Raw genomic sequence first — 14,619 nt, 5'->3', positions numbered from 1 at the left:
CCGAGGGGAGAAGGCGGGGTGGATGCCGGTGTGCGGCATCCACCCCGGTGATCACTCTGCTTCGAGGGCGGCACGCGGAGTGCCGCCGGACTTGAGCTCGGCCAGACGGGCTTCGACCTCGGTCAGCTCGCCGAGGTCTTCGAGGCTCTCGAACTGCGCGTCGAGCGAGGAGGCCGCGATCTCGGCCTTGCCCTGTGCGAGGGCCTCCTGGCGGCGGATCTTGTCTTCGAAGCGGCCGAGCTCGCTGGTGGGGTCGAGCACGTTGATCGAGCCGATGGCATCCTGCACCTTCGTCTGCGCTTCGGCGACCTTCGCGCGGGCGAGCAGCTCGCTGCGCTTCGTCTTGAGCTGCCCGAGCTTGTCCTTCATGCCGTTCAGCCCGCTCTTGAGCTTCTCGACGATCTCGGTCTGGGCGGCGATCTGCGGCTCGGCGGCCTGCGCGTCGCGCTCCTCGCCGATCTGGCGCTGCAGCGCGATCTTGGCGAGGCTGTCGAACTTGTCCGCGTCGGTGGTGTTGCCCGCGGCACGCAGCTCGTCGGCCTTGCGGCTGGCGGCGAGGGCCTTGTTGCCCCACTCGCGCGCCGCACGCACATCCTCTTCGTGGTCGCGTTCCAGCAGTCGCAGGTTGCCGATCGTCTCGGCGATCGCGGACTCGGCATCGGCGATGTTGTTGCTGTAGTCCCGCACCAGCTGGTCGATCATCTTCTGCGGATCCTCGGCCTGGTCGAGGAGCGAGTTGATGTTCGCGCGGAGGAGGGTCGAGATGCGTCCGAAGATGGATTCCTTTGCCATGTTCATTCCTTTGCTTTCTCAGGTTGTCGTGGTCGTTGGTCGTAGAAGGAGGTGGACTCGGGAAGCTGTCAGAACGCCCCGCCGCCGCCGCTGCTGCCGGAGCTGCCGCCGAAGCCGCCGACCGAGAAGCCGCCGCCTCCGCCGCCGCCGCCGAAGAATCCGCCGCCGCCGCTGCCGCCTGAGCTCCAGCCGCCGCCTCCGGAGCCCCAGCCCCCGCCCCAGCCGCCGCCGTGGTGGCCGCCGGTGGCCTGGCCGATGAGGATGCCGCCGAGGAGCGCGCCGAGCGTGTCGCCGCCTCGACCGCCGCCGCCGGTGAACCCCGAGTAGTCGCTCTGCGCGATCCGGATGGCCTCCGATGCCAGGGCATCCGCCCGCTGCGCGAGTGCGAGCGCGCCGACCGGATCGACTCGAGCGACCGATCTCGCCTGGTCGAGCGTCGCCTGTGCTTCGGCGAGCCGGGTGCGGGCGGTCGACGAGATCGATCCGCGACGATTGAGGATGAAGCTCTCCGCGGTGGAGATCTGCACCTCCGCCCGCCGGACCGCGTCGCCGAGCATGCTCACCGCCCGGGCGATCCTGGCCTGCTCGTCGCGGCCGTGCTGGATCACCGCGTCGATCGACGTGTTCGCCGCCTCCAGCACCCGCAGCGCGTCGAGAGGGTCGCGTCCGGAGGGCGCCAGCATCGCCTGAGCCTGCTGGATGCCCTGGAGCGTCGCCGCGACCGCCTGAGCGATGCCGCCCTGGGGGTCGGGGAGGGAACGAGCTGTCTGCACGTCGGCGTTCAGCTCCGACACCAGCGCCCCGGCCCGTTCGTCCGCCGCCTGCAGGTCGCTCTGCAGCTTCTCGATCGCGTCCTCGAGCTGGGTGGCCTGCTGCACGGCGCCTTCTGCCGCGCGCACGGCGACCGCGGCGTCGCCGGTCTCGCCCGCAGCGATCAGCGCGTCGGCCTCCCGGATGCGCTCGTCGGTGAAAGCCATCCGCGAGCGGGCCTCGGCCGTGTTGCCGACGACGGGTGAGATCGCGGACGGCGCGTAGACCGCGGCGAGGTCGGCGAGGATGCGGTCGGCGCGTTCGATCTCCGCACCGGCGGCCGCGCGCAGACGGCGCACGTTCTCGAGAGCGGCAGGAGCGTTCTGCTCGAGCTCACGCAGCTCGTCGAACTCGGTCTTGCGCTCCTCCAGCACCTGCGTCGAATCCGAGCACAGCTGCAGGATGCGCTGGTTCCATTCGATGCGCTGCTCGTCGGAGTCGGGAATCTCGTCGTCCAGCTTCTGCTGCAGCGAGAACGCCTCGTCGAGGTTGGAGCGCGACGTCCGCAGAGCGAGCAGGAAGGGGCCGATCACCTCGTCGCCGAACTGCGCCCTGGCGTACTCCATCTCCTGCTCGCTGGTGCGCACGAGGTCGTCGGTGCGCACCAGCGCGATGTTCGCCTGCCTGCCGAGCTCGGCCAGCTGCGCCTGCTTCGCCGCCCTGTCCGCGGCGCGCTTGCGGGCACGGCGCACGAGCAGCAGGGCGACGACGATCACGACGATGATCACCACGACGGTCCCGACGACGACCGCTGCGCGTGCGGCGGTCTCGGCGGCGCGCTGCTGCTGCTCGGCCGCGCGCCGGGGCTCGAGCACATAGATGTCGTACGCCTTGTCGGCGCCGGCGACCACGGCGCCGCTGAAGTCGCTGTTCGACAGATCCGGTCGCATCGCGGCGAGGATCTCATCGCGCTGCTCGACGCTCATCTGCCCTGCGTCCGGGCGGTACATCGTGTAGTTGCGCCCCTCGGTCGACACCGAGATGAGGTACTGGGTGTCGCTGAAGCCGTTGCCCTTCGCCGTTCGGGTGGTCCACTCGGCAGGATCCGCGGGCGAGGTGTACTGCGGGACCATCACGAAGAAGAGGTCGATGCCGGCCTCGTCGCGAAGCCTGTCGAGGGTGGCCTCGGCATCCGCTCGATCAGAGGTGGAGATGACGCCGCTGCGATCGGTGATCTGCCCGTCGAGCTCGCCCGGGTCGGTCGCGGAGGCCGTGCTCAGCGTCAGCGCCCCCAGCAGAACACCGAGCAGGACCGCGGCCGCGGTCCGCCACCGATTCGTCATAGAGTTCCCTCCGGCCCGCAGGCGTGCACCATGGCACGAGTCTATGCACTGGGCACGACAGGCGACAGCATCCACGGCGGGTTCGCCGTTCGCCCTCAGCGCAGACGCATACGCTGGGAGGCATGGACGACATGTACGGTTCCGACGTGCTCGCCGGCGGGTGGCGCCAGCGCGGTTTCGCCAAGACGACCGAGGTCGCGGCAGAGAGGGATCTCGTCGTCGAGGTCGCACAGGACGGCTACTGCGGCGCGGTCACCCGGGTCGAGGCCGGCATGGTCGAGCTCGAGGACTGGAAGGGACGTCGGCGCAGCTTTCCGCTGGGCGGCGGGTTCATGATCGACGGCAAGCCGGTGAAGCTCGTCGTTCCGAAGGTGAAGCAGTCGGGGCCTCGGCGAACGGCATCCGGATCCTTCGCCGTCGCCGACGACCGGGCCAGGGTGGCGCTGCCCAGCCGCATCCTCGTCGAGGGGCGTCACGACGCGGAGCTCGTCGAGAAGGTCTGGGGAGCGGATCTGCGAGTGGAGGGCGTCGTCGTCGAATACCTGAGGGGCCTCGACCTGCTGGACGAGCTGCTCGCGGACTCGCCGCCGTCCGCCACCCGGCGCTACGGCGTGCTGGTCGATCATCTGGTGCCCGGTTCGAAGGAGACGCGCATCGTCGAGCAGATCATGCGCGGCCCGCACGGTCGGCACCTGAAGATCGTGGGCCACCCGTACATCGATGTGTGGCAGTGCGTGACCCCGGCGGCCATGGGCATCCGCTCCTGGCCCGAGGTCCCGCGCGGCACCGACTGGAAGACGGGCATCTGCCGTGCCTTCGGCTGGCCGTCAGACGACCAGACGGACATCGCGCACGCCTGGAAGCGGATTCTCGGGCGCGTCACCACCTACCGAGACCTCGAGCCGGCACTGCTAGGCCGGGTCGAGGAGCTCATCGACTTCGTGACGGCGCCCGCGCCGTGAGCGGCCGGTCGAGAGGTCTCCCGGTGGGGGAGGGCACGGGTCCCCGGTATCCTCGAGGGATGCCTGAGCCCCGGATCTTCCGCGATGAGCCCGTCTCGTTCGTGCGGCGCAGCGGCCGCATGTCGGAGGCGCAGGAGCGGGCATTCGAGGAGCACGCGCCGTTCTATCTGCTCGATGTCCCCCGCGATGTCGCCTTCACCTCGGTGCATCCCGAGGCGCGGCTCGATGTCGCGGCCGAGTACGGCCGCGAAGCGCCGCTCATCGTCGAGATCGGCTCGGGCCAGGGTCATGCCATCATCGCCGCCGCGTCTGCCACGCCGCACACCGACTTCCTCGCCGTCGAGGTCTTCCGGGCCGGCCTGGCACGCACCATGCTCGACGCCGCAGCCGTCGACGTGCGCAACCTGCGCCTGATCGAGGCGAACGCTCCCGAGGTGCTCTCGACATATCTGCCCGAGGGGTCGGCCTCCGAGGTGTGGATCTTCTTCTCCGACCCCTGGCACAAGAAGCGCCACACCAAGCGACGTCTGATCCGCCCCGGTTTCCCGGCGACCGCCGGGCGTGCGATCGCGGACGGGGGTCTGCTGCGCCTGGCCACCGACTGGGAGGACTACGCCCTGCAGATGCGCGAGGTGCTCGACGATGCGCCCGAGTTCGAGCGCGCGTTCGACGGCGACTGGGCCGAGCGCTTCGAGGGTCGCGTCATGACAGCCTTCGAGCGCAAGGGCATCGCCAAGGGGCGCGAGATCCGCGACCTGACCTATCGCCGGGTGTCGCGGGTGTGACGACGACCGGCTGGCGCAGCATCCCTCCGGCCGCTCTGGTCTGCGCGGCCGCTCCGGCGTTCTTCGTGCTCGGCTGGACGTGGGTCGGATGGCTGCTGCTGGCCGCAGGTGTCGGCACAGCGGCTCTGCTCGAGCGCGGCGCCGTCCTCGTACGGCATCATCGCGACCGGGATGCAGGCGAGCAGGGTGCGCCGTCGCTGACCAGGGACCTGGCGCTGATCGGCATCGGCATGCTCATCGTGCACGCCATCTCACTCGAGGCGAAGCTCGACAATCTCGCGATGCTGCGATTCACGCTCGCGCTCGGCGGAGCCGTGCTCGTGCCGTATCTGCTGTCGCGGTTCGCGTTCGGCGACCGCGCGATCTCGTTCCCGTGGCGCACGGGCAGGCGCTGGGCGCTGTGGCAGTGGGCGTGGCTGGTCGCGGTGCTCGTGCTCGGCTGGCTGATCCTGCCGTACTACTTCATCACCAGCGGCGTCTATCAGAACTGGCCGGTGGTCGACTCGCCCGACCTGATCGCTCGGCTGTTCGTCGGGGTCGGCGCGGTCGGCATCTGGGACGAGCTGTTCTTCATCTGCACCGTCTTCGCGCTGCTGCGCCGGCACATGTCGGCGATGAGCGCGAACGTGCTGCAGATGATCGTGTTCGTGTCGTTCCTGTGGGAGCTGGGGTACCGGGCCTGGGGGCCGGTGCTCACCATCCCGTTCGCGCTGCTGCAGGGCTGGATCTTCCTGCGCACGCACTCGCTCGCGTACGTCGTCACCGTGCACCTGCTCTTCGACGCCGTCGTGTTCGCGGTGCTCGTGCACGCGCACAACCCGGGTCTGCTGCCGTTCTTCCTCGTGTGAGCATTCCCGGGGTGCCGGGTGCCGCGCGCGGCGCCGCCGGTCGCGGGCGCGTGCAATCCGCTCATCCCGCAGCTGGTAGGCTCGTCCGGTACGCCTCCGTAGCTCAGCGGATAGAGCGCCGGTTTCCGGTACCGTAGGTCGCAGGTTCGATTCCTGTCGGGGGCACGTATCAGAAGAAGACCGTCCACCGGGCGGTCTTCTCTCGTCTCCGGCAGCGGAATCGCGAGAGGAGCGCTGCGATGACGAGACGGTACAGGGTCGGGGACCACGTCAGCTGGAACTCCGAGGCGGGGCGGGTGCGCGGGCGCATCACCACGGTGCACACCGCGGACTTCGAGTTCAAGGGCCGCACGCGACGCGCCAGCGACGACGAGCCGCAGTACGAGATCAAGAGCGACAGGACCGACCACATCGCGGCGCACAAGGGCAGCGCGCTGACCCTGCTCGACGACTGAGCGATGATCCTCACCGTCGGCCACTCCACCCACCCTCTCGAGGAGTTCACCGGTCTGCTGCGCGCGGCCGATGTGGGCGCGGTGATCGACGTGCGCCGCCTGCCCGGCTCGAACCGGTACCCGTGGTTCAACGCCGATGCCCTCGCCGCCTCGCTGCCCGAGCAGGACATCCGGTATCTGCGCATCGAGCAGCTGGGCGGACGCCGGAACCTGCAGCGCGATGTCCCCGACGAGGTCAACGGGATGTGGCGCAACCGCAGCTTCCACAACTACGCCGACTACGCGCTGAGCGGCGAGTTCGCCGAGGGCGTCGATGAGCTGCTGGCCGTCGCGGAGGACGTCGCCGGGGCAGCGGCGGTGATGTGCTCGGAGGCGGTCTGGTGGCGCTGCCACCGGCGGATCATCGCCGATCATCTGCTGGCGCGCGGTGTCGCCGTGGGCCATCTGATGCCGGACGGCCGGGTGGCGGAGGCGACGCTGACGCCGGGCGCGGAGCCCAGGGACGGCACGGTCGAGTACCCCGTGGCCGGCTGACTACTTCGCCGGCTTCGGCTTGACCTCGTCGGCCGCGGTCACCGGGGCGGTGCGGAAGCGCTCGAGCGCCGCGGCGACCCTCTCGGCGAGGTAGGCGTGACCGGCATCGGAGAGATGCTTGCGCCCGGCGCCGACATCGATCAGCTGCAGGTAGTTCGCCTCGGTGATCCACTCCTCCTGCACGGGGGAGATGTAGCGCCAGCCGCGCGTCGCCGCGAGGTCGGCGAGGTCGCGGTCGATGCGCGCCGTCGACGCACCGACCGGCAGCTCGTGCGGCGCAGGTCCGAGGATGACGATGGGCACGTCCGGATACCGGGCGACCACGGCATCCCACACCGCGTTCACCGCGGCGGGGTATGCGGCCGCGTCCGACAGACGGTCGTTGATCGATCCCTGCAGGATGATCAGATCGGGGTCGATCCACGACTCCAGCTCGGCGACCCGGGTGAGGAAGTCCGGCCCATCGAGCCCTGGGCGCTGGTAACCGCTGCCGCGCACCCCGCGCACCACCGTGTCGCCGGGGATGAGCCGGGCGAGACGATACGCGTAGCCGTTCGTCGGGACGGTCGCCGCCGACCCGTAGGTCCACGAGTCGCCGAAGACGAGCACCTCGGGATCGTCGGGGAGCGTCAGAGCCACCGGCGAGACGCCGTTCTCGGCCGCGGCGACCGGAGCGGTCTCCGCGGGCGGCAGCCAGGGACGAGTGATGCCGAGGGTGACGGCGAGCGCGACCGCGAGGGCGCCTCCGAGCGCGAGGGCCGTGCGACGCCGTCGGGTCGGCGAGTGCAGGGTCATGAGAAGAGCGTAAGCGACGGATGCCGGCTACTTGGACGTCCCCTGGGTGACGGAGCCCTGCAGCTGACGCTGGAAGAAGATGTACACCAGCAGCACAGGGGCGATCGTGATGATCACGGCGGCGAACAGCGCGCCGAAGTCCACGGCGTATCCCGCGGCGGACGCGAACGCCGCCATGCCCTGCGAGAGGACGTACTTCGCCTGATCGGTGTTCAGCGCGACGGGCAGCAGGAACTGGTTCCAGAGGCCGAGGAAGTTCAGGATCGCCACCGCGGCGAGTCCGGGCTTCGCCATCGGCAGCATCACCTGGAAGAAGGTGCGCCATTCGCTGGCTCCGTCGACGTACGCCGCCTCCTGGATCTCGTACGGCAGGGACTTGAAGAACGAGAACAGGAAGAAGACCGTGAACGGCAGCGCGAAGGCCACGTAGGTGAGGATCAGCCCCGGCAGCGTGTTCAGCAGGCCCATGCCCTGCAGGATGAAGAACAGCGGCACGATGGCGAGGAACACCGGGAAGGTGAGTCCCGCCAGCATCAGGTAGTAGATCACGCGGCTGCCCGGTACCGAGAAGCGGGCGAGCACGTAGGCGCACATGGCGCCCAGCAGCATCACCAGGATGAGAGCGGCACCCACGACGATGACCGTGTTCAGGAACATCTGCCCGAAGTTGTACTTGCCCCAGGCGGAGGCGTAGTTGTCGAGGTTCCACTGCGCGGGCAGCCCGAACGGGGACGCGAAGATCTCCCTCGTGGACTTGAACGAGCTCAGCAGGGTCCACAGCATGGGCAGGATCACCACGATCGCCCAGATGGTCAGCACGACGTGCGACACCGCGCCGACGACGCGATCCCCCGGGGTCGACCTGGCCTTGCGGTCGACGCCGCCCTCGCGGCGCGCGCGTCGGGGGTCGACGGCGATCAGGGTCCGGGTCTGCTGGCTCATGCTCGGCCTCCGTCGTCCTTGCCGCCGGTGAGACGGTTCACGAGGAACACCGCCGCGGCGAAGATGAGTGTGATCACGGCCAGCACCACGCCCATGGCGCTGGCGAGGCCGAACTGGCCCTTCTCGAAGGCCGTGCGGAACAGGTACTGGCTCATCACGAGGGTGCTGTTGCCCGGCCCGCCGGTCGCGTTCAGCGCCACCATGTAGACGTAGGCGTCCAGCGCCATGATGCCGAGGTAGATGTAGGCGGTCTGCACGTTGTCGCGGATGAGCGGCAGCGTGATCGACACGGTCGTGCGGAACCGGCCCGCGCCGTCGATGCGCGCCGCCTCGTAGATCTCGGCGGGCACGCCCTTGATCGCCGCGATGAACAGCACCATGTAGAAGCCGATCATGCCCCACGCCATGACGAAGATGGAGGCACCCATCGCGGTGCGCTCATCGCCCAGCCAGGCGAAGTCGTTCATGTCGATCCCGGCCGCCCCGAGCAGGCCGTTCAGCAGGCCGCTGGGGGTGTAGATCATGCTCCACAGGATGCCGATGACGATCGCGGGGATGACGTACGGGAAGAACGACACCACCCGGTAGAAGCTGGACGCGCGCAGCCCGCGCACCTGACCGCTGCTCGGGCCGCCGATGGTGATCATGCTCGCGAAGACGAGCGCGATCGTGAGCGTGATCAGCGGCAGCACGATGGCGAGCAGGATGTTGTTGCCCATCGCCTGCATGAAGGTCGCGTCGGCGAAGAGCTTCACGAAGTTCTTCGCCCCGATGAAGTCCATCTCGGGCGTGAAGCCCGTCCAGTTGGTCATCGAGTAGTACACGGCCTGCACGAACGGCGAGATCACGAAGATCAGGAACACCGCGACCGGCAGGCCGAGGAACACCAGCAGGAAGGAGATGTAGTCGAAGGTCAGCGGGCGCCGCCCGAGGCGGGGCGGCTTGCGCCGCCCCGCCCGGGCCGCCGTCACGGCGACGGTGTCCAGCGCCGCGTCGACACCGGGAGCAGTGGTCACTTGATCTCGATCTTCTTGATGGAGTCGTCCTCCCGCACCTTGTCGACCAGGGCCTGCAGCTGCGTGGTGAGCGTGGCGACGTCCATCTTTCCGTCCAGGAACGAGTTCCAGATCGGCAGCTGGTCGCTGTTCATGCCGTACAGGTTCGTCGACTTGATGGTGAACACGTTGCCGTCGGCGGCGGCGATGATCTCGGACTGCGAGACCAGCGCGGTGGAGCCGAAGCCGTCGGCGGGGACGGTGTCCTTGACGACCGTCGGCGCGAGCTTGCTCTTGGCGAAGTCGGTCGCCGCCTCCTTGGACAGCATGGTGCGCAGCAGCTCCTTGCCGCCCTCGGGGTTCTTCGCCTTCGACGGCACGATGAACGGCTCGCCCGCCTCGACGCGGGCCGTGCCCGCGGGCGTGGTCTGGTTGCCGTCCAGAGGCAGCTCCGAGATGCCCTTCATCTTGAAGCCGTCGGCCGTCTGATCCTTCATCTCGTTCTCGATCCACGAGCCGGACGGGTACAGCAGCGCCTCCTGTGCGTTGCTCCACTGCGCCTGCGCCTCGGTGAACTGCGTGCCCGAACCGCCGGGCTTGACGTAGCCGGCCTGGATCAGCTCGTAGAAGATGTTCAGGATGTCCTGCAGCACGGGGTGCGACCACGCGTCCTCGGCGAGGTTCTCCAGCGGCAGGCGCACGTCGTCGCCGGCCTGCACGACGGCCGAGTCGATGACCATCGTCTGGTAATAGGTCGCCGCCTCCTTGCCCCACAGGAACAGGTACTTGCCCTGCTCCTTCGCCTTGGCGCCGAGGTCCTTCAGGTCCTGCCAGCTCGTGGGCACCGACCAGCCGTTCTCCTCGAAGAGGCTCGAGGAGTACCAGATGCCGTAGACCGTGAGCACGTAGTTGAGGGCGACGAACTTGCCGTCGAACGTGCCCGGATCCTTCACGCCGGAGAACACCGTGTCGGCGATCTTCTCGCCGTCGGTGTTGTTCGCCTCGAGCACATCGTCGAGCTCTTCGAGCTGATCGAGGATGGTGTTCCATCCGATCGAGTTGGCGCCCGAGTTGTCGATCAGGTCCGGCGGGTTGCCGCCGACGAACCGTGGCTGCAGCTCGGTGGCGATCTTCGTCGAGGGCGAGACCTTGACGGTCACGCCGTCCAGGCCCTTGCTCTTCTCCATCAGCTTCGCGGAGTTCTCGACGTAGTCGATGCCGTAGCCGCCGTTGAAGATCACCGCATCGACCTTCGAGTTGGCTGCCACGCCGAACGGGTTGTCGGCTGTGACTTCACCGGCCGGGCCCTTCTCGCCACCGCCGCCGCCGGGAGCGGCGCACGAGGCGAGGGTGGCGCCGAACGGCAGCAGCAGCGCTGCGGCTGCCGCACCGCGCAGCAGGTTGCGACGGCTGATGGATGCGTCCTTGATGTCCATCTCATTACCTTCCGTTGTGGATGTGAATCGGTGTTGGGGGTCGGGTTCTTCAGCGACCTCAGGGCCCGGTGGTGTCGGGCCGGTGCGCGCGCGGTGCGCGGCGGTGCGGGGCCACGGCCATGGCGCTGGCGGCCAGACGGGTGGCGGCCACCCCGAAGGTCTGCTGTGCGGCGAGCACGTAGAGCAGGTCGAGCACGAGCAGCTGGGAGTGCTTGACCGACAGGTCGTCGGGGCGCAGGTAGGCGGTGGGCTCCGCCGTGGCGAGCGAGATGTCGGCGAGTGCGGCGAGGGGCGAATCGATGTCATGCGTGATCGCCACGGTGAACGCTCCTGCCGACTGAGCCTGGGAGAGCATCTGCACCGTCTCCTCGGTGCGCCCGGTGCTGGAGATGCCGATCGCGACCGACGACTGATCCTGCAGCACCGCGCTGGTGAGTCCGTCGTGCACGTCCGACCAGCAGTGCGCGTTGACGCCGATGCGGTAGAGCCGCCCCTGGAACTCGCGAGCCATGACCCCGCTGCCGCCGACGCCGTAGATGTCGACGTGACGCGCCGCGGTGATCGCGTCGGCGGCGCGCAGCACCGCGTCGAGGTCGAGGCCCCTCGCCGTGCTCTGCAGGCTCTCGACGTGCAGGTTCAGCAGCGTCTGCAGGATCTTGCCTGGCTCGTCGGAGGCGCTCAGCTCGCGACCCATGTCGGCATGCCAGCTCTCCTCGGCATCGCCGCGGCCGATCTCGGAGGCCACTCCGACCCGGAACTGGGTGTATCCGTCGAAGCCGAGTGCGCGGCAGAAGCGGGTGACGGTGGCAGCGGACGTACCGGCGCGATCGGCGAGTTCGGTGATGGTCAGCTCCACGGGAGCCGCCGGGTGATCGGCGACCACGTCGGCGATCCTGCTCATGGCCGCGGGCATGGTGCGCCGGCGATCTGCGATGCGCCGTGCGATCGTCAGGCCGTTTCCGATGTCGCGGGTCCGTGGCACCATTGCCTCCAGGTTCGTCGGGGGGCGGGAGCGCGAGCTCTCGTCCGGAATCCCCGTTGCACTGAAAACTATTCTCATGCGACGAAAACGTCAAACACCGCCACGTCACGAATGAATCACGAAGGGCTCCAGCGCGTGTGCGCGCCCGGGTTTCCGGCCGGGGATGCGGCGAGCCGTAGACTTGATCCCCTATGAACCCTGAAGCCCTCTCCGCCGCCGTCCTCGCCGTCCTCGACCCGATCGCGGCCTCGCTGCGACCGGATGAGGCCCTCGGCGTCGACGCCGCGGACATCGTGCTCGAGCGTCCGCGCAATCGCGACCACGGAGACTGGTCGACGAACATCGCGATGCGCGTGGCCAAGCGGCTGGGGTCGAACCCGCGCGAGCTGGCGCAGCGGATCGCCGACGGCCTGACGAGGACCGACGGCATCCAGGCCGTGGAGGTCGCCGGACCCGGCTTCATCAACATCCGCCTCGAGGCGGGCGCAGCAGGCGCCCTCGCGAAGACCATCGTCGAGGCGGGGGACGCGTACGGCACCAACGACTCCCAGGACGGGGTCTCGGTGAACGTCGAGTTCGTCTCCGCCAACCCCGTCGGGCCGCTGCACATCGGTCACACCCGCTGGGCAGCCCTGGGCGACTCGATCGTGCGTCTGCTGCTCGCCAGCGGAGCCGACGCCGTGCGCGAGTACTACATCAACGACGCCGGGGTGCAGATGGAGCGCTTCGCGCTGTCGATCCTCGCGTCGGCCAAGGGCGAGCCGACGCCCGAGGGCGGCTACCCCGGCGAGTACATCGCCGAGCTCGCGAAGCGCGTGCTCGCCGCGCACCCCGGCCTGCTCGAGCTGCCCGAGGCCGAGCAGCTCGTGATCGCCCGTGACCAGGCGTACGAGTATCAGCTCGCCGAGATCCGGGCATCCCTCGACGCCTTCAACGTGCCCTTCGACGTCTGGTTCTCCGAGCGCACCCTGCACGCCCAGGGCCCCGAGGGGCCGAGCCTCGTCGATCAGGCGGTCGACCGTCTGCGCGACCAGGGTCATGTCTTCGATGAGGACGGTGCCGTCTGGGTGCGCACCACCGACTTCGGCGACGACAAGGATCGGGTCATCCGCCGCTCGAACGGCGAATACACGTACTTCGCCGCCGACGCCGCCTACTACCTCAACAAGAGCGATCGCGGATTCCAGAACAAGATCTACCTGCTCGGCGCCGATCACCATGGCTACGTGCATCGTCTCAAGGCGATCGCGGGGGCGGCCGGCGAGGATCCGGAGAAGAACATCCAGGTGCTCATCGGCCAGCTCGTGTCGGTGCGCGGTGCCCGCCTGTCCAAGCGCGCGGGCAACATCATCGAGATGGATGACCTGCGGGCATGGATCGGCACAGACGCGCTGCGCTACGCGCTCGAGCGATCGCCGGCCGACTCGCCGCTCGATCTCGATCCCGAGCTGCTGCAGAAGCGCACGAACGACAACCCGGTGTTCTACGTGCAGTACGCGCACGCGCGCACGCACAACGTGGCGCGCAATGCCGCGGACTCCGGCGTGGACCGCTCGGAGTTCGCTCCCGAACTGCTCACCCACGAGACCGAGAGCGCTCTGCTCGGGGCGCTGCAGGAGTTCCCCCGCCTGGTGGCGTTCGCAGCCGAGGTGCGCGAGCCGCACCGCATCGCGCGCTACCTCGAGGAGCTCGCGGGTCTCTACCACCGCTGGTACGACAACTGCCGGGTCATCCCCAAGGGCGACGACCCGATACAGACGGTGCACCGCACCCGGCTGTGGCTGAACGACGCCACCGGTCAGGTGCTGCGCAACGGTCTCGACCTGCTCGGAGTCTCGGCCCCCGAGAGGATGTGACAGCATGACGAACACGACCGCCGTCAGGCGTCGGCCGCGCTGGCCCTGGGTCGTGCTCGTCATCGTGCTCGTGTTGGGGGCTCTCGTCGCCGTCGGCGAGCTCGTGGCGCGGGCGGCGGTGCCGAACACGATCCGCTCGCTCGTGATCTCCCACCTCGACCTGCCGGCTGAGCAGCAGCTCGACGTGCAGGTGCCCGGCGTCATCCTGCCCCAGCTGATCTCGGGCACGCTGGACGAGGTGAAGCTCGCTTCGGACGAGGTGACGATCGGCGGCATCACCGGCTCCGCTCGGGTCACCGCGAGCGAGGTGCCCGTTTCGGGCGGTGCGCTGGGGGCCGCGCAGGGCACCGTCTCGGTCGACCAGGACGAGTTCGCGTCGCTGCTCGACGCGTCGCAGCTGCCCGTCTCGGGCATCGAGCTGGCGGCGCCGAACGCGACGATCGAGGCCGACCTCGAGCTCTTCGGCAGCCGGATCCCGGTCGGGCTCACGGTCACCCCCGCGGCCGATGACGGCGACCTGCTGCTGACTCCGGTCTCGCTCATGTTCAACGGCGCGGCGGTGGACCTGGACGCCGTCTCGGGTCTGGCCGGAGCGGCGGGAGCCGCGATCACCGAGCCGCAGCGCATCTGCGTCGCCGATCGTCTTCCTGCCGGCATCACCCTCACCGGCCTGCGCATCGAGGGCAGCCGGGCTGTGGCTGACATCGCCGCCGACGGCCGGATCACGGTCGACTCCACGCTCCTCGATCCCGGCACCTGCCCCCGCCCCTGACCCTTCGGGTCCCTGACCCTTCGGGTCCCTGACCGTCTTCAGGGCCCTGAGCCTCTTTGGGGCCCTGAGCCTCTTTGGGTCCCTGACCCTCTTTGGGTCCCTGAGCCTGCCGAAGGGCCGCCCGCTTGGGATCCCTGACCCTCTTTGGGTCCCTGAGCCTGCCGAAGGACCGCCCGCTTGGGATCCCTGACCCTCTTTGGGTCCCTGAGCCTGCCGCAGGACCTGTCACTTTGGGGGTCCTTGAGCCCCTTTGGGTCCCTGCGCCTGTCCAAGGCCTCCTCGCTTGTGATCCTGACTGGATCGTGCTGAAGCGCCTCCCTTTATGGGTCCCCGTCTCTGCCGAAGGCACGGCGGACGCGCCCTCGGGACTCC

General features: G+C 69.0%; 14 protein-coding genes and 1 tRNA gene. 8 read left to right on the top strand and 7 right to left on the bottom strand.

Annotation, left to right across the window (positions count from 1 at the left end; all coding sequences use genetic code 11):
• Positions 1 to 51: 51 nt before the first annotated feature.
• Both BFN01_RS02935 and BFN01_RS15975 read right to left on the bottom strand, forming a co-directional pair.
• The gene (locus tag BFN01_RS02935) at positions 52 to 792 is read right to left on the bottom strand and encodes a PspA/IM30 family protein (RefSeq protein ID WP_071641524.1); all 741 of its coding nucleotides are present in this window, start codon (positions 790 to 792) and stop codon (positions 52 to 54) included.
• A 68-nt stretch (positions 793 to 860) separates the two neighbouring features.
• Positions 861 to 2,885 carry a TPM domain-containing protein gene (locus BFN01_RS15975; protein WP_071641395.1) on the bottom strand — a complete coding sequence of 675 codons (2,025 nt, stop codon included), beginning with the start codon at positions 2,883 to 2,885 and terminating at the stop codon, positions 861 to 863.
• A gap of 122 nt (positions 2,886 to 3,007) precedes the next feature.
• On the opposite strand from BFN01_RS15975, the gene BFN01_RS02925 reads away from it, so the two are divergent.
• The 6 genes from BFN01_RS02925 (at position 3,008) to BFN01_RS02900 (ending at position 6,469) form a co-directional block, all read left to right on the top strand.
• Positions 3,008 to 3,847: a DUF3097 domain-containing protein gene (locus tag BFN01_RS02925; protein ID WP_071641393.1), complete on the top strand. Its 840-nt coding sequence runs from the start codon at positions 3,008 to 3,010 to the stop codon at positions 3,845 to 3,847.
• 59 nt (positions 3,848 to 3,906) lie between these two features.
• Positions 3,907 to 4,632 (top strand): tRNA (guanosine(46)-N7)-methyltransferase TrmB, encoded by a 726-nt coding sequence (gene trmB / locus BFN01_RS02920; protein ID WP_071641391.1) that lies wholly within the window; start codon positions 3,907 to 3,909, stop codon positions 4,630 to 4,632.
• Positions 4,629 to 5,480, top strand: coding sequence for a CPBP family intramembrane glutamic endopeptidase (locus tag BFN01_RS02915; RefSeq protein ID WP_071641389.1), 852 nt, complete (start codon positions 4,629 to 4,631; stop codon positions 5,478 to 5,480). Before trmB ends, BFN01_RS02915 begins: the two co-directional genes overlap by 4 nt.
• A 92-nt stretch (positions 5,481 to 5,572) precedes the next feature.
• Positions 5,573 to 5,645 (top strand) — tRNA-Arg (locus BFN01_RS02910).
• Positions 5,646 to 5,719: 74 nt separating this feature from the next.
• Entirely contained in the window at positions 5,720 to 5,935 is a 216-nt protein-coding gene (locus BFN01_RS02905; protein ID WP_071641387.1) for a DUF2945 domain-containing protein, read from the top strand.
• A gap of 3 nt (positions 5,936 to 5,938) precedes the next feature.
• Entirely contained in the window at positions 5,939 to 6,469 is a 531-nt protein-coding gene (locus BFN01_RS02900) for a DUF488 family protein (RefSeq protein WP_071641385.1), read from the top strand.
• On the opposite strand, the gene BFN01_RS02895 is transcribed toward BFN01_RS02900, so the two are convergent.
• The 5 genes from BFN01_RS02895 to BFN01_RS02875 are packed head-to-tail and all read right to left on the bottom strand — an operon-like array spanning position 6,470 to position 11,622.
• The gene (locus BFN01_RS02895; protein WP_071641383.1) at positions 6,470 to 7,264 is read right to left on the bottom strand and encodes an SGNH/GDSL hydrolase family protein; all 795 of its coding nucleotides are present in this window, start codon (positions 7,262 to 7,264) and stop codon (positions 6,470 to 6,472) included.
• A gap of 27 nt (positions 7,265 to 7,291) precedes the next feature.
• The gene (locus BFN01_RS02890) at positions 7,292 to 8,206 is read right to left on the bottom strand and encodes a carbohydrate ABC transporter permease (RefSeq protein ID WP_083428609.1); all 915 of its coding nucleotides are present in this window, start codon (positions 8,204 to 8,206) and stop codon (positions 7,292 to 7,294) included.
• Positions 8,203 to 9,192 (bottom strand): carbohydrate ABC transporter permease, encoded by a 990-nt coding sequence (locus tag BFN01_RS02885; protein WP_071641520.1) that lies wholly within the window; start codon positions 9,190 to 9,192, stop codon positions 8,203 to 8,205. Before BFN01_RS02885 ends, BFN01_RS02890 begins: the two co-directional genes overlap by 4 nt.
• 26 nt (positions 9,193 to 9,218) lie before the next feature.
• A complete protein-coding gene (gene ngcE, locus BFN01_RS02880) occupies positions 9,219 to 10,637 on the bottom strand; it encodes an N-acetylglucosamine/diacetylchitobiose ABC transporter substrate-binding protein (RefSeq protein WP_071641380.1) in 1,419 nt (472 codons plus the stop codon).
• A gap of 58 nt (positions 10,638 to 10,695) precedes the next feature.
• A complete protein-coding gene (locus tag BFN01_RS02875; protein WP_071641378.1) occupies positions 10,696 to 11,622 on the bottom strand; it encodes a MurR/RpiR family transcriptional regulator in 927 nt (308 codons plus the stop codon).
• Positions 11,623 to 11,810: 188 nt separating this feature from the next.
• Here BFN01_RS02875 and argS point away from each other — a divergent pair, with 188 nt between their 5' ends.
• Together argS and BFN01_RS02865 are read left to right on the top strand one after the other, a co-directional pair.
• Positions 11,811 to 13,475 (top strand): arginine--tRNA ligase, encoded by a 1,665-nt coding sequence (gene argS, locus BFN01_RS02870; protein WP_071641376.1) that lies wholly within the window; start codon positions 11,811 to 11,813, stop codon positions 13,473 to 13,475.
• Positions 13,476 to 13,479: 4 nt separating this feature from the next.
• Positions 13,480 to 14,247 carry a DUF2993 domain-containing protein gene (locus BFN01_RS02865; RefSeq protein WP_071641369.1) on the top strand — a complete coding sequence of 256 codons (768 nt, stop codon included), beginning with the start codon at positions 13,480 to 13,482 and terminating at the stop codon, positions 14,245 to 14,247.
• The last annotated feature ends 372 nt before the right edge of the window (positions 14,248 to 14,619 follow it).

The sequence above is a fragment of the Microbacterium sp. AR7-10 genome, assembly GCF_001878835.1.
Taxonomy (GTDB): domain Bacteria; phylum Actinomycetota; class Actinomycetes; order Actinomycetales; family Microbacteriaceae; genus Microbacterium; species Microbacterium commune.
The sequence above is the reverse complement of the archived record's forward strand: the minus strand, read 5'-3'. Positions and strand labels throughout refer to the sequence as shown.

Excerpts from the sequence above, each read along its gene's own strand:
- BFN01_RS02865 (WP_071641369.1), top strand. The coding sequence starts at position 13,480 with ATGACGAACACGACCGCCGTCAGGCGTCGGCCGCGCTGGCCCTGGGTC.
- BFN01_RS15975 (WP_071641395.1), bottom strand. The coding sequence starts at position 2,885 with ATGACGAATCGGTGGCGGACCGCGGCCGCGGTCCTGCTCGGTGTTCTG.
- BFN01_RS02900 (WP_071641385.1), top strand. The coding sequence starts at position 5,939 with ATGATCCTCACCGTCGGCCACTCCACCCACCCTCTCGAGGAGTTCACC.
- BFN01_RS02935 (WP_071641524.1), bottom strand. The coding sequence starts at position 792 with ATGGCAAAGGAATCCATCTTCGGACGCATCTCGACCCTCCTCCGCGCG.
- ngcE (WP_071641380.1), bottom strand. The coding sequence starts at position 10,637 with ATGGACATCAAGGACGCATCCATCAGCCGTCGCAACCTGCTGCGCGGT.
- BFN01_RS02905 (WP_071641387.1), top strand. The coding sequence starts at position 5,720 with ATGACGAGACGGTACAGGGTCGGGGACCACGTCAGCTGGAACTCCGAG.
- argS (WP_071641376.1), top strand. The coding sequence starts at position 11,811 with ATGAACCCTGAAGCCCTCTCCGCCGCCGTCCTCGCCGTCCTCGACCCG.
- BFN01_RS02890 (WP_083428609.1), bottom strand. The coding sequence starts at position 8,206 with ATGAGCCAGCAGACCCGGACCCTGATCGCCGTCGACCCCCGACGCGCG.
- BFN01_RS02875 (WP_071641378.1), bottom strand. The coding sequence starts at position 11,622 with ATGGTGCCACGGACCCGCGACATCGGAAACGGCCTGACGATCGCACGG.
- trmB (WP_071641391.1), top strand. The coding sequence starts at position 3,907 with ATGCCTGAGCCCCGGATCTTCCGCGATGAGCCCGTCTCGTTCGTGCGG.
- BFN01_RS02925 (WP_071641393.1), top strand. The coding sequence starts at position 3,008 with ATGGACGACATGTACGGTTCCGACGTGCTCGCCGGCGGGTGGCGCCAG.
- BFN01_RS02895 (WP_071641383.1), bottom strand. The coding sequence starts at position 7,264 with ATGACCCTGCACTCGCCGACCCGACGGCGTCGCACGGCCCTCGCGCTC.